The sequence below is a fragment of the Micromonospora coriariae genome, assembly GCF_900091455.1.
GTDB classification, from domain to species: Bacteria; Actinomycetota; Actinomycetes; order Mycobacteriales; family Micromonosporaceae; genus Micromonospora; species Micromonospora coriariae.
In genome coordinates this window covers 5,334,897-5,358,703 of sequence record NZ_LT607412.1, presented here as the reverse complement: position 1 = coordinate 5,358,703, position 23,807 = coordinate 5,334,897, and the positions used below count along the sequence as shown (strand labels likewise).

Genomic DNA, 23,807 nt, shown 5'->3' with positions numbered 1-23,807 from the left:
GTAACGGTGAAGTGCATCGTCGCCGACGACGCCTGGGTTTACGCGGGCTGCGACGACGGCAACGTCTACGACCTCTCCGGCAAGGCGCCCCGGGTGGCGTACGCGATCGCCCCCGAGATCGACATCTACTGGCTGGACATCCACGACGGCGTCCTGGGCGTCTCGGACGCCGACGGTGGGATCGCCGCCATCGACCACGAGGACGAGTTCCTTTGGCGCCGAGGCGGGCGGGGCCGTTCGGCATGGATGGTGCGCTGCGACACCGACGCGCTCTACCACGGCCATTCCCAGGGGGTGACCGGCTACGACTGGCGTACCGGCCGCGAGCTCTGGCACACCACGACCGGTTCGGTGCTCTTCGGGTGGCAGGAGCGCGGCAGCGTGTTCGCCGGGACGGGCACCCGCGAGGTGGTGCAATTGGCCAAGGACGGCCGGGTCGAACGCAGCTACCGGTGCGACGCCCCGGTCTTCTCCTGTGCCACCGCCGAGGGCGGCCGGTTCGTGTTCGCCGGCGACAGCCAGTCCTCGATCTACTGCTTCGACGGGGCGGGCACCCGGCTGTGGAAGCTCGGCACCGGCTGCGGCTCGGCGTACTCCATGCAGTACCACGGCGATCGGCTCTACGTCGTCACCACCGGCGGCCACCTGGCCTGCATCGACGCCAGCGAGCCGGCGATCCGGGCGGCCCAGGTCGGTGACGTGCCGGACGTGCTGGACGTCACGGCACCCCGCCAGGCGCCGCGGACCGTGGAACCGACAGTGGTCGAGGTGACCAGCGACGTCGGGGTGGGCGTGGTGGTGCAGTGCCTGACCGATCGGGGGCGGACGCGGGTCCAGGTCATGTCCGACGGCTACCGGCGCGACTGGTCGGTGCAGTTCCCCAAGGGCATCCGCGAGCCCGGTGCCCGCTACCTGGTGACCGAGGTCCGCGAGTCGGGCCGAGGTGGGTTCTACCGGGCGTACGGCGACATCCGCCGGCTGCGCTGAGCGGCCATCCGGCCCACCACCGTCCGTCACTGCTCAGGTCGTTCGCTGGTACTCCTCCCAGGACAGCTTGGGCGTGACGACCGGCCCGTCGTCGGCGGCCCGGTTGGCGAGCCCGTTGAGACCCAGGTAGTAGTCCCCGGCCTGGTGCTGCGCGGCAGCCGACTGGTCGGTGTCCGCCAGCGCGATCGCGTGGATGTGGTACGGCCAGTCGCCCTGCGACGGCGTGCGCAGCCACGCCGCGAAGCCCACCCGGCGCAACTGTGCGACCACCGTGGTGCGGTAGGTGGTGGTCAGGCCGCTCACTGAGAGGTCCAACGCGCCGCCGCCGTCGTGCGTGCCGGCGGAACTCGTGTTGCCGGAGCTGTACGAGCCCTGCGTGATGGCCAACTGCCTACCGAGCAGCCGTTCCGCCTCCAGCAGCATGGCCCTGGTGCGCGTGTTCACGGTGACCCCGCGGAAGGACACCCTGCTGCCCGGCGAGAGCGGGAGGGTCACCGTGTACCGCTGGTCGCCGAGCAGGCGCAGCGAGGTCAGCCCGGGCAGGCCGGTGGCGTCGAGCCCCGAATACCCCAGCGACCGCTGGTACGCGGCGTACGCCGCGACGGTGCTGGTGCCGAAGTGGCCGTCGACGTAGGTGGCGGACAGCAGGCCCCGTGCCTGCAACGCCCGCTCCACCTGGAGCACGCTGTCCTTGCTGCCCGCGGTGATCGCGGTGTCGGCGCGGCGCGGGTCGATCTGCGCGGCCTTGATGAGCGCCTCCATGTTGACCTGAGGCAGGGCGGCGGCCGGCGCGGCCTGGGCGGCCTGCCCCGCCGCAACCAGCGACGCCGTCGCGGCAGCGGCGGTGACCAGCAGATGTCTCCGAGTGGGCACTGATCCTCCAGGACGATGATCGGGAACGAGCGCATACGACGAAAAGTTTCTATACGTCGATGGATAGTGACAGAGATCTTCTCCAACCGAAAGCCTCCGGACCCCGGTGGGCGGTGGACCTGCCAACGAGGGCCAGCCCCGGCCGGGCGCTTCCATGACGTATGGTGCCGGCATGGCGCACCCCGTCCGCGCCGACGGCGAGGCCGCCGAGGCGCTGCAACCCCCCGCGGTGATCCCGGCCTGGTGGGACGCCCCGCCACCGCGGTTGGTCAGCCACCTGCCGGACGTCGACCCGGAAGTGCTCCGGGTGGCGCTCGACCCGCTGCCACCGGCAGCTCCCGCGATCGTGCACTACCGACCAGCGGTCGTGGGTTCGCTCGGCGACCTGGTGGATGCTCTGCTCGACCAGCTGGATTCCGTGGCGCTCGCAATGTTTCCCCGCTGGTTGCCGACGGCCGACCGCCTCGACGGGGAGGGGATGCTCGCCGTGGCGGCGGTCCGCGCCCTCGCAGCGCGCGCAGCGGCCCGCTCCCGGCACTTCGGCCCGTTCCTCGCGGATCTCGCCGAGCGCGGGCTGCGCTTTCCACGCCGGCCCGGTGGTCGGTCCCGCTTCCCGGCGGAGGTACGCGCCGCCGGGCTCGCCCGGGTGATCGCCGAGGCGTACGACCGGGAGGGTTGCGTACTTCTCGTCGCGCTGCCCGATCTGGGTCGGGACGCCGAACGGACGCTCGTGGCCGCGGCCGAGTGGCTGGTGCGGCACAGCGGCTTCACGGTGTGGCTGACCGGCGCACCCCTGCGCCATGCGGACCGGATCCGCTCGGTGAGCGTGACGGTGCCGGCACGGTTCGCCGACCTGGTCGTCCCGACCGGCCGAACGTCCGAGACAGCCACCCAACGGGAGTCGATGCTGCTGGCCTGGCCGCCGATTGCCGGCGTGCCGCGCGGTGACAGCGCCGCCGAGCAGGCGCTGGAACGCGCGCTCGCGCCGCACGCATGGGCGCGGGGCCGGCGCTGGAACCAGACGTACGAATGGCATGTGCTCGGCGAGGCGTACCGGCTTGACCTCTTCTGGCCCGCTGAGGGTCTTGCGGTCGAGGTGGACGGCCCGGAGCATCGGGGGCCAATAGCTTTCGCCAACGACCGGCGGAGGGACGTGCAGCTGCAACTTCTCGGGCTGGACGTGCTTCGATTCACCAATGAGCAGGTGCTGTCCGACGCGCCGGCGGTGGTCGACGGGATCCGTCGACTGCTGGCCCGGCGACGCGCGGATGGCACGCACCCCCATGGAGATGAGACATCATGACGAGCCCGGCGGACGTTCCGAGTCTGACGCCGAACCAGGTCAACGCCCTCGTGGTGCTGATGGCCGAGGCGCGCCGCCTCACCAATGTCGAGCTACGTGAGCTGGCCGGCTTCGCGCTGACCGGCAAGGACAATGAGAAGCTCGTCAAGCTGGGCCTGGTCGAGACCGACCGGACGCACCGGCCGTTCGCCCACGAGCTGACCGACGTGGGCTGGCGCGTGGTACGCCAGCTGCACACCAGCGCGCCGCCGAAGCAGGGCGGCTCCGCCACCCGGTCCATGTTCACTGTCCTGTCCAACCTGCACCGCTCGCTGGATCGGCTCCGGGTCAGCCACGGCGACTTCTTCAAGCAGAACGATGGGGCGACTCCGGCCGCCACCATGCCTGACTCCGCCGCCCCGGCAGCCGGGGACGTGGAGACGCTGGTTCGCGCGGCGTACCGGGACCTGGCCAATGCTCCGGGCGCCTGGGTCGGGCTCGCCGACGTCCGGGACCGCCTCGCCAACACCGACAGGACGACCGTGGACGCGACGCTGCGGGCGATGGTCGGCCGCGAGGATGTCCGCATCATCCCGGTGGCGAACACCAAGTCGCTGACCGCACGCGACCGGGCCGCGGCCGTACGGATCGGGAACGAGGACAACCACGCCCTGGCGATCGGCCCGGCGTGATCTCTGAGGAGCAGCGGGCCGCCCTGGAGGCGGTGAGCCTCAACCCGGCTGTCACCCCGGACGACGTCTGGCGGCCCAGCCGCCACAACGTGCCCGAGCTGCACGAGAAGGTGGTCGCGGAGATCCTCCGTGGGGTGGCGCGGGCGCGCACCGACGACACGACCGTGCCTCTCGGCGTGGCTATGCAAGGCCGCGCGGGCGCCGGCAAGACACACCTGCTCGGCGCGGTCCGGGAACGCATCCAGCACGGCGGCGGCTACTTCTTCCTCGTCGAACTGGTGAGCGGTAAGACGTTTTGGGAGAGCGTCGCCCTGGCACTGGTGGAGGGCATGGGTCGCGACGCGATCGGCTGGGGCACGCAGCTGCGAACCTTCCTGCGCCGGCTCACCGCGCAGCTCGGCCTGCCGGTCGACGTCCGTGACGCGGTCGCCGGCGCCCGCGAGGTGAACCGTGAGCATCTGGACGCGTTCATCCGGGCGCTGCGCACCCGCGATCGTGAGGTTGGACGGGACTGCCAGGACACCGCCCGGGCGCTCGTCCTGCACGGCGCCATCGACTTCGAGGCGCAGGACGTGGGTTACGGCCACCTGATCTCCGAACCGGGCGAGCCGGGCATGAGGGCCGCATGGGGGCTGAGCCCCGCGATACGCACCCCGCAGCAGATCGTGCAGGACATCTCCCGGCTGATGGCCCTCACGCTGGACCCGACGGTCATCGCCGTAGACCAGCTCGACACGCTCTTTGCCCAGACCAGCACGTCGCTGCTCGACCAGCACGCCGGGATCGAGGACGGCCAGGCCAAGATGATCGGCCCGATCGCCGACGGCCTGCTCAAGCTCCGTGACGTGACCCGCCGGACGCTGCTCGTCGTCTCCTGCCTGCCGGACACCTGGGAGCTGCTGACCCGCAGCGCACCGACCCCGGTCGGCGACCGGTTCCGCCAGGCGACCCTTCCGGACCGGATTCCCACCCCGGAGATCGGCCGGGCGATCGTGGCAAAGCGGATGTCGGCCGCATTCGCGGACCCGCACTTCGTACCGCCCCACCCCACCTGGCCCATCGACCCCGCTGCCTTCGCCGACGCGCCCACGCTGACTCCTCGCGCTCTGCTGCGGCGGGTGGACCGCCACGTCGCATGGTGCCGAGACCGCGACGAGGTTGTGGAACTCGACCGACTCATCGACGGCGCCGACGTCACACCGACTCCGGCCACCGCTTTCGGCCTGCCCGGCGACGTGACAGCGGACGAACGGCAGCTGGGCGAGTTGGACGTGCGGTTCGCTGAGCTGATCGCGGCGGCGGACGTGGGGGTCGCCCTCACCCCGACGACCGAGGACGAGCAGATGCCGCCGCTGCTCGCGGCCGGCCTGGCCGCCTGGATCGCCGAACAGGCCCCGACCGGCGCCACCTACAAGTACGACCCGCCGCCTGGACGCAAGCCCGCCCTGCACGGACGGCTGATCGAGGTACTCGACGAAGCGACCGAGAATGAGGCGCACTGGTGCTTCCGGGCGATCGCGCACCCCAACGCGATCGCCGTCACCGCGCGGGTCAAGGCCGCCTGCACCATGGCTGGGTTGGACCGGGACCTGCCGCAACGACGATTGGTGCTGCTGCGCAACGGGGCGTGGCCGAGCGGGAAGCGTACGACCGAGGTGTTGACCGCATTCGACGTGGCGGGCGGCGTCCGGTGCGGGGTGACGGAAGCGGACCTGCGGGTCTTCGCGGCGCTGCGGGTGATGGCGGCCGAGCCGTCCGCCGCGTTGCAGGAGTGGCTGGTCGCCCGTCGCCCCGCTAGCGGCACCGACCTGTTCCGGGCGGTCCTGCCCGGGCCCGACCCCACGTCCGGCGACACCGTAGCCGGCCCGGCAGGCGTGCCGCCCGCCGACGTGGCCGGTGGACCCTCGACCAGTCCCGGCGCCGCTCTCGTGCCTGCCGGCGCTGACGCGGCCGACCTCGTGGCCGATGCCGCCGACCAGACCCCTGACGTCGTCGCTGCGGCTGTCGACGGGCGGTCGATCGGGCTCGGACGGACCGTCGAGGAGGGCGAACCCTTCACGGTGGACCTGGAGTCGCTACGTCGGCACGCCGTCGTATTCGCCGGCTCTGGCTCGGGCAAGACGGTGCTCATCCGCCGGCTCGTCGAGGAGTGCGCCCGCCAGGGCGTCTCCGCCATCGTGCTCGACCCCAACAACGACCTGGCCCGACTCGGCGACCCGTGGCCGGACCCGCCGAGCGGCTGGACGCCCGGCGACGCCGAACGGGCCGCGGACTACCTCGCCCACACCGAGGTCGTGGTGTGGACGCCCCGGGTCACTGCCGGCCGTCCGCTGAGCTTCCAGCCGCTTCCCGACTTCACCTCGCTGCGGGACTGGCCGGACGAGTTCGACCAGGCGATTCGCTCCGCCGTGGAGGCACTCGCGCCGCGGGCCGGTGTCGACCGGTCGACCAGGCTGGCCCAGCAGGGCAAGGCTGTCCTCACAGAGGCCCTCCAGGCATACGCCAGGAGTGGCATGGTGGGCCTGTCCGGCTTCACCGAGTTCCTCGCCGATCTGCCCGACGGGGTCAGCCGGCTGGCCCGCGCCGACAAGCTCGCTCAGGACCTGGCCGAGACGCTGAAGGCGGCGATGGTCACCGACCCGCTCTTCGGTGGGGTCGGTGCGCCGGCCGACCCGGGGCTGCTACTAACGCCGACGCCGGGACGGCGGGCGCGGGTGTCGGTGATCAGTTTCATCGGTCTCGCCTCCGACCAGGAACGGCAGAGCTTCGTCAATCAGTTGCAGATGGCACTCTTCGCCTGGATCAAGCGGCACCCCGCGGGCGATCGGCCACTGGGTGGGCTCTTCGTCATGGACGAGGCACAGACGCTCGCCCCGTCCACCGGGAACACGGCCTGTACGGCCAGCTCGGTCGCGCTCGCCTCGCAGGCCCGCAAGTACGGGCTCGGGCTGGTTTTCGCCACCCAGGCGCCCAAGGGCCTGCACAACCAGATCTCCGGCAACGCGACGACGCAGTTCTTCGGGCTGCTCAACGCGCCCGCGCAAATCGACGCGGCCCGTCAACTGGCCGAGGCCAAGGGTGGGCGGCTCCCCGACATCGGCCTGCTGAGCAGCGGCGAATTCTACGCGGCTGGGGAGGGGTTCTCGTTCGCCAAGGTCCGTACCCCGCTGTGCCTCACTCACCATCCCAAAGCACCGCTGAGTCCCGAGGAGGTCATCGCCCGCGCCCGCCCGGGCAGCGCCGACAGCTGACCCGCCCGGGGTGACCGCTCGTGGGCATTGAGCATCTACCCTGCCCCGGCAGCAGCAACTAGCCTGCCCGGATGCGACACACCCTCACACCCGGCGACGAGACCCTGCACGGTCACTTCTCCCCCGACCTCCCGCCGGTGCTGACCATCGACGCCGGTGACACCGTCACCTACCGCACCCTGGACTGCTGGTGGTCGGCCGGCCCGTACCCCGGCGGGCGCAACCGGGACCGGCCGCGGGTCCCGCAGCACCAGCCCGACCACGGGCACGCGCTGATCGGCCCGGTCGCGGTCCGCGGCGCCCGCGCCGGCCAGACCCTCGAGGTGCGGATCGACGCGATCGTCCCGGCGACCTGGGGAACCACCGTGGCGGGTGGCTGGCCCAGCGGCTTCAACGAGCGGTACGGCGTCGAGCACGACGGGGTGGTGCACGACTGGACGCTGGACCCGGTGGCGATGACCGGCCGCAACCAGCACGGCCACACGGTCACGCTGCGTCCCTTCATGGGGGTGCTCGGCATGCCGCCGGCCGAGCCGGGGCGGCACTCGACGGTCCCGCCCCGGCCGTGGGGCGGCAACCTGGACTGCAAGGACCTGACCGCTGGCACCACCCTGCTGCTGCCGATCCCGGTCGACGGGGCGCTGTTCTCCGTCGGGGACGGGCACGCCGCTCAGGGCGACGGCGAGGTCGGCGGTACCGCGATCGAGTGCCCGATGGACGAGGTGACGCTGACCGTGGACGTCCGCGACGACTTCCCGGTCACCGGCCCGGTGGCCCGGACCGCGGACGCCTGGCTGACACTCGGCGTCGGCGCGACCCTCGACGACGCCACCTTCATGGCGCTGGATTCGATGCTGACCCTGATGCAACGGCTGCACGGCGTCAGCCGTCCGGACGCGGTCGCGCTGGCCAGCGTCGCGGTCGACGTACGGGTGACGCAGATCGTGAACCAGACCGTCGGCGCGCACGCAGTACTCCGCGACGACGCGCTGCGCTGAGGGTGACCGGTCAGACCGCAGTGTCGACTGGGAGTAGGCGGCTCAGCCGGTCTCGGTGAGGTCGGTCTTTGCCGCGAGTTCGGTGACCACGTCCAGGAGCCGGTGCAGGGCGGGTGAGGTGTTGCCTGACAGCCACACCATCTCGGTGCGCGCGACGGCGCCGGTCAGCGGAACGAACACCACGCCCGTGCGACGAAGGCTGCGTGCCGAGCGGGCGAGCCGGGTGACTCCGATTCCAGCGGCGACCAGACCGAGCAGGCTCTGCACGTTTGCCTCCTCCTGGACGATGTCCGGGACGAAGCCCGCTTCGCGGAACTGGTCGTCGTACGCGCGGTGCCAGGGTTCCCACGAGCTACGCGGGGTCATCACCCACGGTTCGTTCGCCAGGTCGGCGAGCTTCAGTTCGGCGCGCTCGGCGAGCGGGTGGCCCTCGGGCAGCACGGCGCACACGGGCTCGGTGGCCAGGGTCCTGGAATGCAGGCCGGGGGCGAGCGGGGTCCGGGTGAAGGCGGCGTCGTAGCGCCCGCCGAGGACACCCTCGACCAGGGACGCGATGGTGGTGGACTCCGTTGTCAGGCGAAGGTCGGGGAGTTGCTCACGCACGGCTCTGACCACCGGGGGCAGGAGGTGGTTGGCGACGGAGGTCAGAAAGGCCAGGTTGAGGCTGCCAACCTCTCCCCGCCGGGCCCGTTCCACGACGGCGACCGCCTCCTCGGCACGGTCCGTCACGGCGCGGGCCTCGGGGACGAACAGGGCGCCGATGTCGGTCAGGGTGGTGCCGCGGGTGTCACGGGCGAACAGCCTCACCCCGAGGCTGCGTTCCAGGGCGGTGATCTGCTGGGACAGCGACTGCTGAGCGATCATCAGGCGGGCGGCGGCCCGGGTGAAGCTCAGCTCCTCGGCGAGGACCAGGAAATACCGCAGTTGCCGCAGCTCGGGCGTGGTCACAGGGACAGACTGTAGCCATGCCAGGAAGCCTGTGTTGGGCGCTTCGAAGGGTGCCGCGCACGATGGGTTTCGGACCACGGCGAGCGCTGGGGCCGTAACGAAACGACAAGGAATCCGAGGAAGTCGATCATGAATGCAGATCGCGTCACCACGCCTTTCGACGCCCGATCCACCGCTGGTGACGTCGTCGCCGGCGTCGACCTCACCGGGCAGCACGCCGTCGTCACCGGCGCATCGTCGGGCATCGGTGTCGAAACGGCCCGGGCGCTCGCGGCCGCGGGAGCCTCGGTGACCTTGGCGGTACGAAGCGTGGAGTCCGGCGAGCGGACAGCGGAGGACATCCGCGCCACCACCGGGAGCCATCTGATCCGGGTCGCCCCTCTGGACCTCTCCGACCAGGGGTCGGTCGCCGCCTTCGTCAGCGCCTGGGAAGGCCCGCTGCACATTCTGGTCAACAACGCCGGGGTGTCGGCGACCCCCGAGACGCGGACGGCGCAGGGCTGGGAGCTGCAGTTCGCGACCAACCACCTCGGCCACTTCGCGCTCACCAACGGGCTGCACCCGGCACTCGCAGCGGCCGGCCGAGCCCGCGTGGTGTCGCTCAGCTCCATCGCGCACGTGCAGGCACCGATGGTGTTCGACGACGTCAACTTCCGTGCACGCCCCTACGACCGTCTCCTCGCCTACGGCGAGTCGAAGACCGCCACCGCGCTGTTCGCGGTCGAGGCGAACAGGCGCTGGGCCGGCGACGGCATCACGGTCAACGCGGCCAACCCGGGCGCGGTCACCACCAACCTGGGGCGCCACCTCACCGAGAAGGACCTGGCGCAGCTTCCGGCGTACGACTTCAAGACCCCGCCGCAGGGGGCGGCCACCTCAGTGCTGCTCGCGGCCTGGCCGCAGCTGGAAGGCATCGGCGGCCGGTACTTCGAGGACTGCAACGAGGCGCCGCGCTACAACCCCGAGGCGCCGCTTGCGGGCGTCGCCGACCACGCGCTCGACCCGGCGGCAGCCGAGCGACTGTGGCAGGTGTCGCTCGACATGCTCGCCGACGCACAGCGCGGCTGAGCGGACAGCGTCTCCCCGCCGGCTCCGCATGATCACTGCCGCGCCGTTGCCGATAGTTCCGGCGGGTTTCCGGGCGTGACGGCCACCCGCGAGGCGATCCGGATGCTCTCCCCAGCCTGAGGTTGAGCGTCCTGACGTGCGTCCGGACCCTTGCCTCCACGCTTCCGGAAGTGTTCCGGAAATCGTTGACGTCCCGGAAATCTCGCTGCAATACTCCGATCCATAGGGGTCAATGTGACCACGTCAATCGGGGTTCGGTTGGCCTCTCCCCCACTCCCCCATGTCCGGAAGGGCACCAGATGACCACTGTCTCCGCTGGGGCTGTCATGCGGTCGAGGCGACTACGCGCGGCGCTGTCCGTCCTCGCCACCGCCGTTGCGATGTGTGGCGTCGTCATCGCGGCCACCGCGACTCCGTCGAGCGCCGCCACCTGCAACGGGTACGTCGGGCTCACCTTCGACGACGGGCCGACCGGCAGCACCGGGGCACTGCTGACCGTGCTGCGCAACAACGGCGTACGGGCCACGATGTTCAACGTCGGGCAGAACATCCAGAACAACCGGTCGGCGGCGCAGGCTCAGGTGGCCGCCGGCATGTGGGTCGCCAACCACAGCTGGAACCACGCCCACATGACCTCGATGAGCCAGACTCAGATGCAGTCCGACCTCTCCCAGACGAGCTCGGCGATCCAATCGGCCACCGGCAGCCGGCCGCAGCTGTTCCGGCCGCCGTACGGGGAGACCAACTCCACCCTCCAGTCCGTCGCCTCGTCGCTCGGCATGCGACAGGTCATCTGGGACGTGGACTCCCAGGACTGGAACGGCGCCAGCGTCAGCCAGATCGTGTCCAACGCCAGCCGCCTCCAGGCCGGCCAGGTCATCCTCATGCACGACGGCATCCAGAACACCCGCGACGCCATCCCGCAGATCATGGCCAACCTCACCAGCCGCAATCTCTGCCCCGGCATGATCTCGCCGTCCACCGGCCGCGCGGTGGCGCCCGACGGCACGAACCCGCCGCCCGGTGGTGGCACCCCGCCACCTCCCGGCGGCAGCTGCACCGCGACAGCGACGACCACCAACGTCTGGGGCGACCGGTACAACACCTCGGTGACGGTCAGCGGCGCCAGCACCTGGACGGTGGTCGTGGCCATCACCCCACCGCAGAGGACCACGACCATCTGGAACGGCACCGCCACCTGGGACAGCAGCGGCAACGTCATGACCATGCGGTCCAACGGCAGCGGCAACACCTTCGGCTTCACCACCATGTTCAACGGCAACAGCAGCGCCCGACCACAGATCCGCTCCTGCACAGCCGGCTGACGCCCCGGACAACGACCGCCCTTTCCGTACGGCCCTGACGCGGTCGTGCCGGGCAGTGATCCTGCCCGGCACGACCCACACCACGGTCGTCAGCCACACCATCCCGACCTGTTGTTACCGGCGTTGGAGTCCGTCGGCGGGTAGTAGATGTTGCCGATGACCCAGATGCACTTTCCGCTGGCGTAGGCAGTTACCGGACCGGCGTAGTACCTGTAGGTGCCGTGGTCCCTGTCGTTCGCCTCCAGCAGGCGGCAGTTGCTGGTGCCGGATGAACAGACCCACAGCTCGACTGACATGACCTTGCTGACGCCCCAGGTGTTCGCGCTCGACACGGTCCGCGCGCAGTTGTATCCGCCGCTGTAGTAGATCTCGACGTACCCGTACCTCGTCGAACCGTTTATGGGTACGTCCCCGTACAGGTCGAAGCCACCGACTTTGGAGCCCGAACAGGTCCCGGTCGCGGCCTGCGCTGGTGGGCCGGCGAGGAACACGCTCCCGGTTGCGCTGAGGACGAGCGCGGCGAGTATCGCCATGATCCGCGATCGCAAGGTCGTCAAAGGTGCCTCCGTACTCTCGGTGCCCCGCCGGGAGGCGGTTCAGGACCGGCACAGTCAACGTTCGTCCGCGACCGCCGGCCAGTGATTCGAACTGGTTCGAATCCCCGCTGCTCAGCGGCCGCTCTGGAGCCCGCGCACAGGTTGTCCGATGCCAGGCGGACGGAAGTTGGTTTGCGTCTGCTTGACCAGCCGGAGTTCGCGCCGCGGACTGGCTGAGGCACCCGCACGGAAGAAAGCAGGTATCAGAATGCGCAAGTGGCTGCCGCTGCTGACGGTCTGCCTGGGTACGTTCATCGGTGTCGCGGCGTGGATACCCCTGCCTTCAGGCGGGGGAGGAAACGCCGCTTGCTCCCTTCAAAAGCAGCCTCACATAGGCAAATGCTAGAATGTGAAGCATGGGTGAGGTGGTGAAGCGGGCATACAAGTACCGCTTCCATCCGACCCCAGGGCAGGCCGATCAGCTCAACCGCACCTTCGGGTGCGTGCGCAAGGTCTACAACCTCGCCTTGGACGCCCGCACCCGGGCATGGGCCGTCGACAGGCAGCGCAGCACCTACGTCCAGTCCTCGGCGTGGCTGACCGAGTGGAAGCGCACCGAGGAGCTGGCGTTCCTCAACGAGGTCAGCTCCGTGCCCCTGCAGCAGACGCTGCGGCACCTACAAGCCGGCTTCGCGGCGTTCTGGGACAAACGGTCCCGCTATCCGCGGTTCAAGTCCAAGCGTAAGTCCCGGGCGTCGGCGGAGTACACCCGCTCGGCGTTCCGCTGGCGCGACGGACAGCTCACCCTGGCCAAGATGGACGCCCCGCTGACCATCGTGTGGTCCCGGCCCCTGCCGACGGGCGCGCAACCGTCCACGGTCACGGTGTCCCGCGACCCGGCCGGTCGGTGGTTTGTGTCCATGCTGGTGGAAGACCCCTCCATCGCGGCCCTGCCGCCGGTGGGCGCCGCAGTGGGGATAGACGCGGGCATCACCAGTCTGCTCACCCTGTCCACCGGGGAGAAGATCACCAACCCGCGGCACGAGCGCGCTGACCGTCGCAAGCTGGCCAAGGCGCAGCGGAACCTGTCGCGTAAGGCCAAGGACTCCGCGAATCGGGCCAAGGCCCGCCTCGCGGTGGCCCGGATCCATGCCCGCATCGCCGACCGGCGGCGGGATCACCTGCACAAGCTGTCGACTCGACTCGTCCGCGAGAACCAAACGGTCGTGATCGAAGACCTCAGCGTGCGCAACATGCTGCGCAACCACTCGCTGGCCCGCGCCATCTCCGACGCGGCGTGGACACAACTGCGCAGCATGATCGAGTACAAGGCCGCCTGGTACGGGCGGCAGGTTTTCGCCGTTGACCGCTGGCATCCGAGCACGAAGACCTGCTCGGCGTGCGGGCGGATCAACACCGCGATGACCCTCGGGGTTCGCGTCTGGACGTGTCCCGGCTGTGATGCCGTGCACGACCGGGACGTCAACGCCGCGAAGAACATCCTCGCCGCCGGGCTGGCGGAGAGGTAAAACGCCTGTGGAGGGACGGTAAGACCCGATCCGCGCAAGCGGCGAAGGCGCGGCCCGGTGAAGCAGGAACCCCCTTCGGGCGACCGAGGGAATCCCCGCCTTCAGGGCGGTGGAGGATGTCAAGCTCCTGATCGACGTGACGATCGTGATCGTCGCCCTGCCCGACATGGTCGACGACCTGGACGCGTCCTTCGGGGCGTTGCAGTGGGTGATCGACGCCTACGCCCTCGCGTTGGGCGCACTGGTGCTCGGCGCCGGCTCGATCGCCGACCGGGTGGGGCACAGCCGGGCCTACGTCGTCGGGCTCGCGCTCTTCGCGGTCTCGTCGCTGCTGTGCGGTCTCGCGCCGAACTCGGGTGTGCTGATCGCCGCCCGGGCCGTACAGGGCGTCGGCGCGGCGGCCATGTTCGCGACCACGTTCGCCCTGCTCAACAGCACCTACGTCGGACGTGACCGGGGAAGCGCGTACGGCATCTGGGGCGCCGTGTCGGGCGCCTCGGCCGCGGTGGGCCCGATCCTCGGCGGGCTGCTCACCGAGGGCGCGTCGTGGCGGTGGATCTTCCTGGTGAACCTGCCGGTCAGTGCCGTCGCCATCCTGCTGTGCGGCAGGACGCTCACCGTCGCCCACACGAGGGTCCGCGGCCGGATCGACGTCGCCGGCATGGCGAGCTTCACCGCGGCCGCGGCCTGCGCGACCTACGCCCTCATCCGGGCGAACGAGGACGGCTGGTCCGCGGCCGCCGTCTGGTGGCTGCTGGTGGTGGCCGCACTCCTGCTGGCCGCGTTCGTCGCCATCGAGGCACGCACCCGACACGCCATGTTCGACCTCGCTCTCCTGCGTAACCGCTCGTTCGTCGCTGTGCTGCTCGCCGGTCTGCTGCTGACGTTCGCGGCCTTCACCACCCTCACCTACACCTCGATCTGGCTGCAGTCCGTGCTGGGACTGAGTCCGCTCGCGGCGGGGCTGACCGGCCTGCCGATGTCCGTCACCGCGTTCGCTGTCTCGGCGGTGCTGGGCCGGCTGCTGCACGGCCGTCGACCAGACCTGGTGATCGGCGTCGGTCTGCTGTTCGTCGGCCTGGGCAGCCTGCTCACCGCGGCGCTCGTACACGGTTCGGCCAGTTGGCCGGCGCTGCTGCCGGGGCTCGCCCTGATCGGTGTCGGCGTCGGCCTCGCGACGCCCATCCTGGGATCGGTCTCGATGTCCCTGGTGCCCGCCGAGCGCGGTGGCATGGCCGCCGGGGCCGTCAACACCACTCGCCAGTTGGGTTTCGCGTTCGGCGTCGCCGCACTGGGCAGCGTTTTCACCGCCCAGGCGCAGATCATCCTGACCGGACGCGGCATTGCGGACCCGGCAAGTGTCGCGCACGCCATCGCCGGCGGTCAGACACCGGGCCTGCTGCGTTCCACGCCGGCAGCCGGGCGGCAACTTCTGGACAGCGCGGCGCACGCCGCCGGGGTCGCCGGCGTACAGGCGACCTTCGCCGTGGCCGGAGCCGTCGGCGTCCTGGCCAGTCTGCTCGTCATCGTCCTCATGCGACCAGGCCGGCCGCGCGCCGCCGCGTCGATCGAGCGCCCGCCCGTGGCGGAGGCTGCGGGACGCTGACGGCCCGAATCCGGGCGCCCCTGCTCGGTTCGGCACCGGACCGACGCGGGCTCCTGCCGGGACGGCGGCGGCGAAGGGCGCACAGGCATGGTCGTGGCCGTAACGGGAACCGCAGTGCCGCCAGCAGGATCGACGGAGGAGACGCGCCATGACGGACGCATCGAGTACCGGGGCGAATCGTGCCCGCCTGCCGGATTCACCGCCCCGGGCGCGGGATGTCGCGCCGCCGAACGGAGGCTTCGCCGTCGTGGAGATGTTCACCTCCCAGGGCTGCTCGAGCTGTCCTCCCGCGGAGGAGGTGCTGACCGAGATCGAGCGTGACGCCCGGACGCGGGGACAGCCGGTCTTCGCCCTCGGGTTCCACGTCGACTACTGGGATGACCTGGGCTGGCCCGACCGGTTCGCCGACGCTGCGTACACGGCGCGGCAGGAGGCGTACGCGCGGACCTTCGGATCCGGGCGCCTGTACACCCCCCAGATGGTCGTCAACGGCACAGTCGAGTTCGTCGGCTCCGACCGTCGACGGGCGGCGAGCGCCATCGCGTCCGCCCTGACGTCGGCAACCACCACACCGCTCACGCTGTCGTTGCAGGACCACGCCGGTGGCACGGGCGCTGGACGGCGGGTGGTGCTGGACTACGAGACCGAGCGGCCTCCGGCACGCGCGGTGCTGAACGTGGCGATCGTCGAGCGCGGCCTGGAGAGCGATGTCGCCCGGGGTGAGAATGCCGGGCGGAGGCTGCGGCAGGACAACGTGGTGCGCGCCTTCGCCTCGCTGGGTGTGGAGGCCGGGCGTGGGCAGGTGGAGCTGGAGGCGCCGCCAGACCTTGATCCTCGGCAGGCCACTGTGGTCGGTTACCTGCAGAACGACGGCGACAAGGCGATCGTCGCCGCCGCCGCGGTCGACCTGTCCGCCGTCGCGGGCTGAGAGTGGGCTGATGGCGGTGCGCGAGCGGGCGTCACGTCAACCTGGCGCTCTGGCAGAGGCTGCCTCGCGAAGCTAGGGTCCAAGACCATGTCGGGGCGGTGGGGGCGAGCACTCGGAATCCTGGCGATCGGGCTGTTCCTGGTCGTGTGCTACGGCTGCCTCACCCGGAGTCTGTCGGTGTGGCAGATCGTTGCCCTGGGCACCATCGCGGCATTCGGCGCGGTGGTGTGGACGGCGCTGACGGTGACGAAGGCGGTTCGGGAACGCGGTCCCGCCCAGGCGACCGCCGCGGCATACCTGGACGCGCTCGTCGCGGCCGATTTCACGGTCGCGTACCAGTTGCTCGCCGAGCAGCGTCGGCAGGCCAGTGACCTGCGGACATTTTCCGAGCTGCACTCCGGTGGCCAGCGGCTCACCGGTTATTCGGTCGCGGGGACGACCATCGTCGGCCCCGGGCAACCTCGTGCCGAGGTACAGGCGCAGGCCCGCTTCGTTGATGGCGAGGTCGCGCCGCTGCAACTGCTGCTGATCCGGCAGGCCGACGGCCAGTGGCGGGTCGCGGAATGGCACACCGGCGAGCGGTGGTAGTTCAAATCGCGACATCAGCACGCAACCCGTGGGACACATTGACGGGAGTGATGATCCTCGATTACCGTGCCGCCTGGGAGAGCGCTCTCTCACCGCATCTTCTCCTCAATTCAGACAACGTGTCGGAGCCGGCAATCCGGCGTCTCGACACGCGATGGAGGCACCGTGAAACCTCCCGCCCCCCGCCGCCGTTGGGTCCTGGCCGCCACCACCGCTCTGACCCTGGTCGTCGGCGGCCTCGCGATCTCCACCACCCGCCCCGCCGAGGCCGCCCCCGTCAGCGCAGGCAGCTACACCACCACCCCGGTCGGCCCGCTCCCCACCGGCTGCGGCCCGATGTCGAGCAACCCCCGGCAGTTCGCCACCGCCAACGCGCCAGCCGGTGCGATACCCACAAACGACTGGTGGTCCTCGCTGCTCTGGAAGCGCACCGACTGCGCCTTCAGCGAGCCCCTGCACGCCCACCCGCTCTCGTACGACACCTTCACCGACGGCCTCGGGTTCTCCGCCAACTCCACACCCGCCATCAGCGGCACCTCGACCGGGGTCGGCGAGTACCACTACCCGTACGTCCAGGACATCCGGGTCGGCGTGGCCGGGCTCGCCGCGCCCGTGGTCAAGGTCGACGGCTGGACCGACTGGACGGTCAGCCCGCACTGGAGCGACGGCGCCCGGACCATGCGCGCCACCATCGGCCACGGCCTGCCCTTCGCGTACTTCCAGACCACCGGTGGGGACGCGGTGATCAGCGCGACGGGCACCGCCGACGTCTGGTCCAACAGCGGCGCCACGGTCGGCTTCCGGGTCAACGGCCACGACTACGTCGGGTACGCCCCCAACGGCGCCACCTGGACCGTCAGCGGTGGCCGGATCTCCTCCACCCTGGCCGGCCGGGGCTACTTCTCCATCGCCCTGCTGCCGCCGTCGGCGTCGGCGGCCGAGCGCGCCGATCTGGCCGCCACCTACGGCCGGTACGCGCACGCCCACGTCACCGGCACCCAGGTCTCGTACGCCTACAACCCGGCAACAAGCGGGCTGACCACCACGTACGCGTTCACCACGACCGCCCGGGAGGGGACCGCCACGCAGACCGTGGTCAGCCTCTACCCGCACCAGTGGAAGTCACTGACCGGCTCCACCCCGATCACCCCGACCTACCCGTCGGCACGGGGCCGGATGAAGGTGCTCACCGGCGTCAACCAGTTCCGTACCGCCATGAAGTTCCAGGGGGTCCTGCCGGAACTGCCGGCCGTCGCCGACGGCGGCGGCGCCGACCTGACGACGCTCACCAACCACCTGGCTGCCGCCCGCGCGAACCCGATGGACCAGCGCGGCGGCGACACGTACTGGACCGGCAAGGGGCTCGGCCGGGCCGCCCGGCTCGCCGAGGTGGCCGACCTGGTCAATGACACCGCGACGCGGGACAGCGCGCTGAACGCGATCCGCAGCACGCTCACCGACTGGTTCACCGCGACCAGCGGCAAGACCGGGAAGGTCTTCTACTACGACGGCAACTGGGGCACGCTGATCGGCTACCCCGCCTCGTACGGCTCCGACCAGGAACTCAACGACCACCACTTCCACTACGGCTACTACATCGCCGCAGCGGCGACGCTTGCGAAGTTCGACCCGGCATGGGCCGCCGCGAGCCGCTACGGCGGCATGGTGGACCTGCTGATCCGCGACGCCAACAACTACCGCCGCGACGACACCCGCTTCCCATACCTGCGCGACTTCGACATCTACGCCGGCCACGACTGGGCGTCCGGGCACGGCTCGTTCGGCTCCGGCAACAACCAGGAATCATCGTCGGAGGGGATGAACTTCGCCAACGCCCTGATCCAGTGGGGGCAGGTGACCGGCGACACCGCCGTCCGCGACGCCGGCATCTTCCTCTACACCACCCAGGCCGCGGCCATCCAGGAGTACTGGTTCGACGTCAGCGACCAGAACTTCCCCGCCGCCTTCGGGCACTCGACGGTCGGCATGGTCTGGGGTGACGGCGGCGCGTACGCCACCTGGTTCAGCGGCGAGCCGGAGATGATCCAGGGCATCAACCTGCTGCCGGTCACCGGCGGACACCTCTACCTCGGCAACAACCCGGCGTACGTACGGACCAACTACGCCGAACTGGTGCGCAACAACGGTGGGCAGCCGACGGTGTGGCAGGACATCCTCTGGCAGTTCCAGGCCCTCGGTGACGGCGACGCCGCGCTGGCGAACCTCCGAGCGAACCCCAACTACGCGGTCGAGGAGGGCGAGAGTCGGGCGCACACCTTCCACTGGATCCGCAACCTCGCGGCGCTGGGCACCGTCGACACGACGGTGACCGCCAACCACCCACTGTCGGCGGTGTTCTCGCGCAACGGGGCGCGCACCTACGTGGCGTCGAACCCGACCGCGACGGCGGTCACGGTGACGTTCTCCAACGGCACGACGCTCACCGTGCCGGCCGGACGGACGGCCACCACCGGGGCGTACACCTGGAGCGGCGGCAACGCGGCCGGCGGCGTACCCCCGGGGACCCCGCCGCCCACCACGCCCCCTCCGACGGGTCCGCCCCCGAACCCGGGCTCACCGACCCGGTACCTGCTGCCCGGTGGCGGGCTCGGCGCCGCCGGCGGCGCGGCCACGACCACTGTCGCGGCGGCCAACGGAAACCACGACGGTACGCCGACCAACCCGCAGGTCTTCACGGCGACCGGCCTCAACCTCGCCTACTCCGGCGGGCAGAGCACCTTCGATCTGTTCGTGGACGCCGGCACGGCGGTCGGCAACGGTGTGCAGGTGCGGATCTCGTACGACCTGACGGGCAACGGCAGCTGGGAGCGGGTGGAAACGTCGCGCTACTTCGCCACCGATCCGGTCCCCGGCTACGAGCACTACACCCAGAACGCCGGCCTGGCCTCGGCCACCGGCACGTTGGGCACCCTCAGCAACGGCACGGTCCGGGTCGAGCTCTGGTCGGCGATCGGCAACAACCCGAGCACGGTGGGCATCGGCAACCAGTCGGTGCTCCGGCTTCCGTACTCCTGATCGACACACGCCTGCCGCCGCCGGGTCAGTACGGCCGGCGGCGGCGCCGTGCTCAGGCACCCGTCACACCATCTCGACCTGCCCGGACGGACCGGTAACCCGCTTGCGCCCGTCGCGACTTGTCGACAGGGTCGGGAGCCATGAGCGACATGTGGGTGGAACCCGCCGACGATCCACGAACCTACGGCAACCCGAAGGGCGAGAAGGCGACACTGCGGGAGTACCTGCTGAACTACCGGTTGACCCTGGACATGAAATGCGCCGGCCTCGACGCCGAACAGCTCGCCCGCCGCTCTGTGCCGCCGAGCACCATGAGCCTGCTCGGCCTGGTCCGGCACCTTGCCAAGGTGGAGAACCAGTGGTTCCAGCGGGTGCTGCAGGGCAGGACCGATCAGCCGCGCCTGTTCAGCCGGGACGACGACAGGGACGCGGACTTCAACGACGCCGCCGCGGACCCCGCGGTCGTCGAGGAGGCATTCGCCGCGTGGAAGGCGGAGATCGCGGCGGCCGATGAGTGGCTCGACGCGCTCGACGAGGACGACCTCGGACGGGAGGTGCCGTTCGGCGACGACACGGTCAGCGTCCGCGACGTCCTCGTTCACATGATCGAGGAGTACGCCCGACACGCCGGCCACGCCGACCTGCTGCGCGAGTGCGTCGACGGCCGCACCGGCCAGTGAGCCAGGCGCACGACCAGGGCCGCTCGAGCCGGCCGGCTTGCGCATGAGCGTACGAGCGGCGGGGGTGTGCCCCCGCCGCTCGTACGATCACTCGCTGCGTGCCGTCTCCGGGCCGGTGATCCTCTCCAGCAACGGCAGGGTGGACGCGATGATGCCGAGGCAGGCGGCCAGGCCGACGACCACGATCGCGTAGTACTCGGGACCCGGCGCGGTGAGCGTGTAGTCCATCTGCGCCTTGAGGAACAGTTGGGCGGCCACGAAGCCCATCCCGATCGCGACCACGGCGACAGCGAGCATCGGTACGGCGCTTTCCAGTGCGACCACGCGGCGCAGGACCCGCACCGGCGCGCCGCTGAGGCGGAGCAGGCTGAACGGGCGCCTGCGTTCGCTCAGACCGCCGACCACGCTGACCGCCAGGCTGCAACCCGCGAGGCCGAGGCTGGCGACGATTATGACGTTGGCCAACTGCTGCCAACCACGCAACTGGTCGGCGAAGGACGATTCGAACTCACCGGGAACTGTCGGGGCCACCCAGAAGTTCGGGTAGGCGAGTGAAAGGACCGTGCGCGCCCGTTCGACCGAGGCCGCCGAACCGTCCGTGCCGACGACGATCGACGCCACCGGCAACCGCTGGAGGTCGTCGAGGGAGACGGATGCGGCGGGCCAGATCCTCGTGGCGGACGCCGACTCGCGGAAGGGGACGAGGCTCTGGGCCACCGCCGCCACCGTGTCGCCATCCGCGCATCGGCCGTACGCCTCGGGGATGTCGGTGCACGCGATCACGCCGGGCTCGGCCTCGCGGTCCGGGTTCCGGTGAACCGCCGTCGCGCTCCGCACGCCCGGAATCGAGCGCAGTTCGACAAGCAGCGAGTCGGGCACCGCGCGCTCGTCCTCGGCGAAGCTGGTGGACAGGGTGCCACCATCCGTCGAGCCGATCGGGGCCGGGCCACGGTTGGCGACGATCGTGGTGATCACACCGATGGACACACTCGTGACGAAGAGCGCGAGCATGATGCCGCTGATGGCCCGGAAGCCGGCCTTCGGGTTGTCGGCGAGGCGGCGCGCCGCGATGAGCGCCGCGGGGCGGCTGGCGCGGCTGGCCATGACACGGGCGCCGACCATTGTGAGCCAGGGGCCAGCGAGGATCAGGCCGATCATGATGAGCAGCAGCCCGGGCAGGAACGCCGCGGTCTGGCCGTCGGAGGTCTCCGGCCGGCGGCCGATGAAGTACGCCAGCTCGGCCACCCCCAGCACGAGTGGGATCAGCCGGTAGGCGCGGGGCGGACGGGGGGTGACCTGCCGCGTGACGCCGAGCGGTGAGATCTGGACGCGCCGTAGCGAGACCCACGCCGCCAACGCCGCGCCGGCCGGGACGCCGAGCGCCACCACCAGGGCGTCCACCGGTCTCAGGACCATGTCGCTGGGGAAGAACCGCATGCCGGTGAACGGGATCGCCGCCAGTTGGCCACGGAACGCGAAGAACAGCGCGAAACCGAGGGCCGTGCCGGCGACGGCCGCGGCGGCCGCCTCGGTCGCCGCGATCACCGAGATCTGCCTGGGCGTCGCGCCCACCAGGCGCATCGCCGCGAACCGTTGCTCCCGGCGGGCAGCGCTGAGCCGGGTGGCGGTGCCAATGAAGATCAGCACCGGAAACAGCAGCCCACCGGCGATGACGCCGACGATGAGGTCCACGACCGTCTCCGGCAGCGCGGGGGCGTCGGCGCCGACGCTCGTGACCGGGCGGACATTCGGCAGGGCGGTGGCCTCGTCGACGGTGTGGCCGACGATGACCAGGAGGGCGTCCGGTGACGGCAACGCGGCGGGGCCGATCGTGCCGAGGTTCCGCCCGGGGTAGCGGTCGCTGAGTTCGGCGGCGGGGCTTGCCGCCAGCAGGTCGGTGAGCGCCGGTGAGACGTAGTACTCCCCCGGCCCCGGTGTCGTCGGGACGCCGACCGGGGTCGGTGAGTCCGGCCCGGCGGCAGCGACGTCAACCCGCACGATTTCTTCGCCGCGGAAGTAGTCCCCGCGTGTGGACCACCACAGTGGATCCGCGCCGTCGTCCACCGACGCGCTCGGGTACAGCGACGCGTACCGCGTGAGCTGCGCGTTCACGGCGTTGAGGCCCGCGAGGGTGACCAGCAGCAGACCGGCGCCGACCGCCACGGCTGTGGCGATGATGATGAGGCGGGTGAGTGCCTCCCGGCCGCCTGCCAGGGCGAGGCGGAGCCCAAAGCGGATCATGACGCGATCCGGTCCGGCGCGTTCACGCGGCCGTCGCGCACGATGACCTCACGGTCGGCGTACGCGGCGACCCGTGGTTCGTGGGTAACCAGGATGACCGTGGTGCCCTGCTCACGAGCCGCGGTGACCAGCAGGTCCATGACCTGCTCGCCGGTGAGCGAGTCGAGCGCACCGGTCGGCTCGTCGGCGAAGAGGACCTCCGGCCCGGCGACCAGACCTCGGGCGAGGGCGACCCGCTGGGCCTGTCCTCCGGAGAGCTCGCCGGACCGGCGCTGCTCCAGCCCTTCCAGGCCGAGCCGCTCGAACCAGCCGTACGCCTTGCGCAGCGCCTCGGCCCTGCGGGTGCCGTTGAGCAGCAGCGGCAGGGCCACGTTCTCCGCGGTGGTCAACTCGGGAACGAGCTGACCGAACTGGAAGACGAACCCGAAGCGGTCCCGGCGCAGGCTGCTGCGCCGGGCCTCGGTCATGGAGTCGACCCGGGCCCCGTCGAACAGGACCTCGCCGGAATGCGGCACCAGGATGCCGGCCAGGCAGTGCAGCAACGTCGACTTACCCGAGCCGCTCGCCCCCATGATCGCGACGATCTCCCCCGAGTCGACGGCGATGCTGGCGCCGCGGAGCGCGGGTGTCTGGCCGAAGGAGAATTCGACGTTCCTCGCCTCGATCGCGATGGTCATGGCCGTACCGCCTTCTTCAGGGCGTCCAACCGGGCGCCGGTCATCTCGATCCACCTCAGGTCCGCCTCCAGGTGGTACAGACCGTGATCGGCCAACAGCGCGTCGACGAGACTGCCGGTGCGCTTGATCTCGGTGAGCTCACGCATCCGCTGCAGGTGCGCGTGGCGCTGGGTGTCGAGGTATTCGTCGGCCGGGCGGTCCAGCATCAGCGCGAGCACGACCTTGGCGAAGAGGACGGTCTGCAGGTGCGGTTCCGGCTCGACCGGCTGGGTCAGCCACTGCTCGACCTCGGTCGCGCCCAGGTCGGTGATGATGTAGCGCTTGCGGTCGGGGCCTTCGCCGGGGCCGACCTCGCTGATCACCACCTTGCCGTCGCGCGCCAGGCGGCTGAGGGTCGAGTAGACCTGCCCGAACGGCAGCGGCTTACCGCGGCCGAAGTAGGTGTCGTACTCGCGCTTCAGGTCGTACCCGTGGCTGGGCTCCCGATCGAGCAGGCCGAGGAGGGTGAGGGGAACGCTCATGCCAGCACCATACACCGGGGGTATACACCGCGTATATACCC

19 protein-coding genes are annotated in these 23,807 nt (G+C 70.7%); 13 read left to right on the top strand and 6 right to left on the bottom strand.

Annotated elements, in window-relative coordinates; genetic code table 11:
• The first annotated feature begins 6 nt into the window (after positions 1–6).
• Positions 7–987 (top strand): outer membrane protein assembly factor BamB family protein, encoded by a 981-nt coding sequence (locus tag GA0070607_RS24910; protein WP_231930310.1) that lies wholly within the window; start codon positions 7–9, stop codon positions 985–987.
• A gap of 33 nt (positions 988–1,020) precedes the next feature.
• Here GA0070607_RS24910 and GA0070607_RS24905 read toward each other — a convergent pair whose 3' ends face one another.
• Complete coding sequence (locus GA0070607_RS24905; protein WP_197701159.1) at positions 1,021–1,860, bottom strand: peptidoglycan-binding domain-containing protein; 840 nt, start codon at positions 1,858–1,860, stop codon at positions 1,021–1,023.
• Between the two features lie 172 nt (positions 1,861–2,032).
• On the opposite strand from GA0070607_RS24905, the gene GA0070607_RS24900 reads away from it, so the two are divergent.
• From GA0070607_RS24900 to GA0070607_RS24885, 4 genes are all read left to right on the top strand, one after another.
• A complete protein-coding gene (locus GA0070607_RS24900; RefSeq protein ID WP_157743251.1) occupies positions 2,033–3,163 on the top strand; it encodes an endonuclease domain-containing protein in 1,131 nt (376 codons plus the stop codon).
• Positions 3,160–3,834 (top strand): hypothetical protein, encoded by a 675-nt coding sequence (locus tag GA0070607_RS24895; RefSeq protein WP_089020339.1) that lies wholly within the window; start codon positions 3,160–3,162, stop codon positions 3,832–3,834. The genes GA0070607_RS24900 and GA0070607_RS24895 overlap by 4 nt, the downstream gene beginning before the upstream one ends.
• The gene (locus tag GA0070607_RS24890; protein ID WP_231930308.1) at positions 3,831–7,085 is read left to right on the top strand and encodes a helicase HerA domain-containing protein; all 3,255 of its coding nucleotides are present in this window, start codon (positions 3,831–3,833) and stop codon (positions 7,083–7,085) included. Before GA0070607_RS24895 ends, GA0070607_RS24890 begins: the two co-directional genes overlap by 4 nt.
• Before the next feature lie 71 nt (positions 7,086–7,156).
• Complete coding sequence (locus GA0070607_RS24885) at positions 7,157–8,083, top strand: acetamidase/formamidase family protein (RefSeq protein ID WP_089020338.1); 927 nt, start codon at positions 7,157–7,159, stop codon at positions 8,081–8,083.
• 42 nt (positions 8,084–8,125) lie between these two features.
• Here GA0070607_RS24885 and GA0070607_RS24880 read toward each other — a convergent pair whose 3' ends face one another.
• A complete protein-coding gene (locus GA0070607_RS24880; RefSeq protein WP_089020337.1) occupies positions 8,126–9,031 on the bottom strand; it encodes a LysR family transcriptional regulator in 906 nt (301 codons plus the stop codon).
• Between the two features lie 129 nt (positions 9,032–9,160).
• Between GA0070607_RS24880 and GA0070607_RS24875 the strand changes: the two genes are divergently transcribed.
• On the top strand, positions 9,161–10,099 hold the full coding sequence (locus GA0070607_RS24875; RefSeq protein ID WP_089020336.1) for an SDR family NAD(P)-dependent oxidoreductase: 939 nt from the start codon (positions 9,161–9,163) through the stop codon (positions 10,097–10,099).
• A 299-nt stretch (positions 10,100–10,398) separates the two neighbouring features.
• Positions 10,399–11,424 carry a polysaccharide deacetylase family protein gene (locus GA0070607_RS24870; RefSeq protein WP_089020335.1) on the top strand — a complete coding sequence of 342 codons (1,026 nt, stop codon included), beginning with the start codon at positions 10,399–10,401 and terminating at the stop codon, positions 11,422–11,424.
• An 89-nt stretch (positions 11,425–11,513) separates the two neighbouring features.
• Here the strand turns inward: GA0070607_RS24870 and GA0070607_RS24865 are convergent, their stop codons facing one another.
• The gene (locus GA0070607_RS24865) at positions 11,514–11,957 is read right to left on the bottom strand and encodes a hypothetical protein (RefSeq protein ID WP_089020334.1); all 444 of its coding nucleotides are present in this window, start codon (positions 11,955–11,957) and stop codon (positions 11,514–11,516) included.
• 419 nt (positions 11,958–12,376) lie between these two features.
• Here GA0070607_RS24865 and GA0070607_RS24860 point away from each other — a divergent pair, with 419 nt between their 5' ends.
• From GA0070607_RS24860 to GA0070607_RS24835, 6 genes are all read left to right on the top strand, one after another.
• Entirely contained in the window at positions 12,377–13,489 is a 1,113-nt protein-coding gene (locus tag GA0070607_RS24860; protein ID WP_089020333.1) for an RNA-guided endonuclease InsQ/TnpB family protein, read from the top strand.
• Between the two features lie 109 nt (positions 13,490–13,598).
• Positions 13,599–15,095 (top strand): MFS transporter, encoded by a 1,497-nt coding sequence (locus GA0070607_RS24855; protein ID WP_231930305.1) that lies wholly within the window; start codon positions 13,599–13,601, stop codon positions 15,093–15,095.
• A gap of 148 nt (positions 15,096–15,243) precedes the next feature.
• The gene (locus GA0070607_RS24850; RefSeq protein ID WP_089020332.1) at positions 15,244–16,023 is read left to right on the top strand and encodes a DUF1223 domain-containing protein; all 780 of its coding nucleotides are present in this window, start codon (positions 15,244–15,246) and stop codon (positions 16,021–16,023) included.
• Between the two features lie 87 nt (positions 16,024–16,110).
• Entirely contained in the window at positions 16,111–16,611 is a 501-nt protein-coding gene (locus GA0070607_RS24845) for a hypothetical protein (RefSeq protein ID WP_089020331.1), read from the top strand.
• A 165-nt stretch (positions 16,612–16,776) separates the two neighbouring features.
• Positions 16,777–19,647, top strand: a complete 2,871-nt coding sequence (locus GA0070607_RS24840; protein ID WP_089020330.1) for a glycosyl hydrolase — start codon at positions 16,777–16,779, stop codon at positions 19,645–19,647.
• 140 nt (positions 19,648–19,787) lie between these two features.
• On the top strand, positions 19,788–20,327 hold the full coding sequence (locus GA0070607_RS24835) for a DinB family protein (protein WP_197701158.1): 540 nt from the start codon (positions 19,788–19,790) through the stop codon (positions 20,325–20,327).
• 87 nt (positions 20,328–20,414) lie between these two features.
• Here the strand turns inward: GA0070607_RS24835 and GA0070607_RS24830 are convergent, their stop codons facing one another.
• From GA0070607_RS24830 to GA0070607_RS24820, 3 genes are read right to left on the bottom strand one after another with little or no spacing between them, the layout of a single operon-like run.
• Positions 20,415–22,568 carry an FtsX-like permease family protein gene (locus GA0070607_RS24830; protein WP_089020328.1) on the bottom strand — a complete coding sequence of 718 codons (2,154 nt, stop codon included), beginning with the start codon at positions 22,566–22,568 and terminating at the stop codon, positions 20,415–20,417.
• Positions 22,565–23,245, bottom strand: coding sequence for an ABC transporter ATP-binding protein (locus tag GA0070607_RS24825; RefSeq protein ID WP_089020327.1), 681 nt, complete (start codon positions 23,243–23,245; stop codon positions 22,565–22,567). The genes GA0070607_RS24830 and GA0070607_RS24825 overlap by 4 nt, the downstream gene beginning before the upstream one ends.
• Positions 23,242–23,766, bottom strand: coding sequence for a PadR family transcriptional regulator (locus GA0070607_RS24820; RefSeq protein ID WP_089020326.1), 525 nt, complete (start codon positions 23,764–23,766; stop codon positions 23,242–23,244). Before GA0070607_RS24820 ends, GA0070607_RS24825 begins: the two co-directional genes overlap by 4 nt.
• Between the last annotated feature and the right edge of the window lie 41 nt (positions 23,767–23,807).

Coding starts and splice junctions, on each gene's coding strand:
- GA0070607_RS24895 (WP_089020339.1), top strand. CDS start 3,160: ATGACGAGCCCGGCGGACGTTCCGAGTCTGACGCCGAACCAGGTCAAC.
- GA0070607_RS24830 (WP_089020328.1), bottom strand. CDS start 22,568: ATGATCCGCTTTGGGCTCCGCCTCGCCCTGGCAGGCGGCCGGGAGGCA.
- GA0070607_RS24870 (WP_089020335.1), top strand. CDS start 10,399: ATGACCACTGTCTCCGCTGGGGCTGTCATGCGGTCGAGGCGACTACGC.
- GA0070607_RS24865 (WP_089020334.1), bottom strand. CDS start 11,957: ATGGCGATACTCGCCGCGCTCGTCCTCAGCGCAACCGGGAGCGTGTTC.
- GA0070607_RS24820 (WP_089020326.1), bottom strand. CDS start 23,766: ATGAGCGTTCCCCTCACCCTCCTCGGCCTGCTCGATCGGGAGCCCAGC.
- GA0070607_RS24845 (WP_089020331.1), top strand. CDS start 16,111: ATGTCGGGGCGGTGGGGGCGAGCACTCGGAATCCTGGCGATCGGGCTG.
- GA0070607_RS24875 (WP_089020336.1), top strand. CDS start 9,161: ATGAATGCAGATCGCGTCACCACGCCTTTCGACGCCCGATCCACCGCT.
- GA0070607_RS24850 (WP_089020332.1), top strand. CDS start 15,244: ATGACGGACGCATCGAGTACCGGGGCGAATCGTGCCCGCCTGCCGGAT.
- GA0070607_RS24885 (WP_089020338.1), top strand. CDS start 7,157: ATGCGACACACCCTCACACCCGGCGACGAGACCCTGCACGGTCACTTC.
- GA0070607_RS24835 (WP_197701158.1), top strand. CDS start 19,788: ATGAGCGACATGTGGGTGGAACCCGCCGACGATCCACGAACCTACGGC.
- GA0070607_RS24825 (WP_089020327.1), bottom strand. CDS start 23,245: ATGACCATCGCGATCGAGGCGAGGAACGTCGAATTCTCCTTCGGCCAG.
- GA0070607_RS24860 (WP_089020333.1), top strand. CDS start 12,377: ATGGGTGAGGTGGTGAAGCGGGCATACAAGTACCGCTTCCATCCGACC.
- GA0070607_RS24900 (WP_157743251.1), top strand. CDS start 2,033: ATGGCGCACCCCGTCCGCGCCGACGGCGAGGCCGCCGAGGCGCTGCAA.